This window comes from Treponema sp. (assembly GCF_045657965.1).
GTDB lineage: Bacteria > Spirochaetota > Spirochaetia > Treponematales > Treponemataceae > Treponema_D.
The window spans coordinates 1-1,636 of record NZ_JAZOUG010000270.1; the positions used below are offsets into that span (position 1 = coordinate 1).

Genomic DNA, 1,636 nt, shown 5'->3' on the forward strand with positions numbered 1-1,636 from the left:
GCATGTTTTTGTACATGATGCGATCAAGATCAATGAAAAAGCCAGGCGTATTTATACAATCGGTGAGATTGACGACAGGCGGCAGGCGTACAAATTCGGTGATACAAAGATTGACAAAATACTTTGGCGTTTATATAATGCCAATAAGTGGTATTACTACAACAATGATATAGGCTTTACTGTTGACACATATGTCAACAAAGCAAATAAATTATAATTGCCCCATAGGGCGGAAAGGAGCCAACATGGCTAACGCAAAAAAGAACACACAGGCACAGAAGGAGCAGGAGAACGGAAAGTTTTATCTTGCAGGCACGATCACGACAGCAATGTACGGCAAGCGCACTTTTTCAAATGGAAAGAAGGACAAAGACGACAAGTACAGAATTTCGCTGAAGTGCACAGCAGAAGCAATCGACAAGCTGAAAGAAACAGCTGAGCCCTTTTATGTAGACACTGAGGAAAAGTGGCTGCCCGAATGGCTGACAAATGATACACCGGAAGACGGCGGATACATCAATTTGTCAAGCGGTTTTGATATCAGAGTCGGTGAGTATGTAAACGGCAGTATTGCTGATGCCGGAAACCTTACAGACTATCTTGCAGACCATGGCGGAAATATAAACGGCAGCAAGGCTGTTGTACTTGTTTCAATAAAACCCGGCGCAATTTATCCGGCAGCGCTTCTGATCAAAGAACTTCATGTCATGGATATCGGCACAATGTTTGCCGGTGACGACTTCGAAAGCGCTTTTGGTGAAGATTTACCCTTCTGAAATAAGTATTTGACAAATTAAATATTATAGTGTACTATGGGTGTAGTAAGAAACGCTACACCCATTATTTTTTATTATGAAAGGAGACATAATATGTCAGTTGAGTATTTAAACAACAATGCCGTTTACTCACTTGTAAGTGAAGCTTACAAGCAGTCAGTCGGTGAAAAGGCCGTTGCAACAGAAAACCTTGCAGACTTTATCGACGGCGGAATTGCACATGATGACCTTGGAAAATATCGTGAGCAGTTTACAAAAGCTTTAATACTTGGCAGTGTTAAATCTGTATTTCTTGACAGCCTGTACCGCAGATCAAAGGCTTACGGCTTCAGAACAGAAGACATGCAGTTTAAAGCAATCATTCAGGCAATCACCATCACAGCGCCCGAAGTACAGGAAGCCCACAATTGGAAAGTATTTGCAGATGGTGACAGTATCGGAACTTATAACATTAAGCTTCCGACAGTTGATGCTACACTGTACGGCAAAACTTCAAGTTGGGAGCTTCAGTATGATCTGACAGGCAACCAGTGGGATGATGCATTTACTTCTGAAGCAGAAGTTGAAGGCTTTGTCGGTGCGATCAGGCTTGCAATCGCAAACGCACTCGAAGCACATGACGAAGAGCTTGACGACTTACTCAGAAACGCTTTGATCGCTGAATGTATCAAGAATGATGCAAAGGTAACAGCTCATTCAATCTCAGTGATTGACCTTAGAAAAGCTTACAATGCAGAGATGAAGCCTTCAAGTCCTGTTACCACCGCAGCAGATTTCCTTGCAAATGCTGACTGCTTAAAGTTTATGAGCCGTAAGCTCACAGAATTTAAAGACTATTTCAAGAAAATGTCAAAGCTGTT

Annotated in this window: 3 protein-coding genes; all 3 read left to right on the top strand. The window is 42.1% G+C overall.

Going from position 1 to position 1,636, the window contains the following annotated elements; translation table 11 throughout:
* The coding region (locus ACKI5B_RS10205; protein ID WP_407428394.1) for a hypothetical protein at window positions 1-217 on the top strand (217 nt) is incomplete at its 5' end.
* A gap of 28 nt (window positions 218-245) precedes the next feature.
* Complete coding sequence (locus tag ACKI5B_RS10210; protein WP_407428396.1) at window positions 246-776, top strand: hypothetical protein; 531 nt, start codon at window positions 246-248, stop codon at window positions 774-776.
* 93 nt (window positions 777-869) lie between these two features.
* A partial coding sequence (locus ACKI5B_RS10215; protein WP_407428398.1) for a hypothetical protein occupies window positions 870-1,636 on the top strand: 767 nt, incomplete at its 3' end.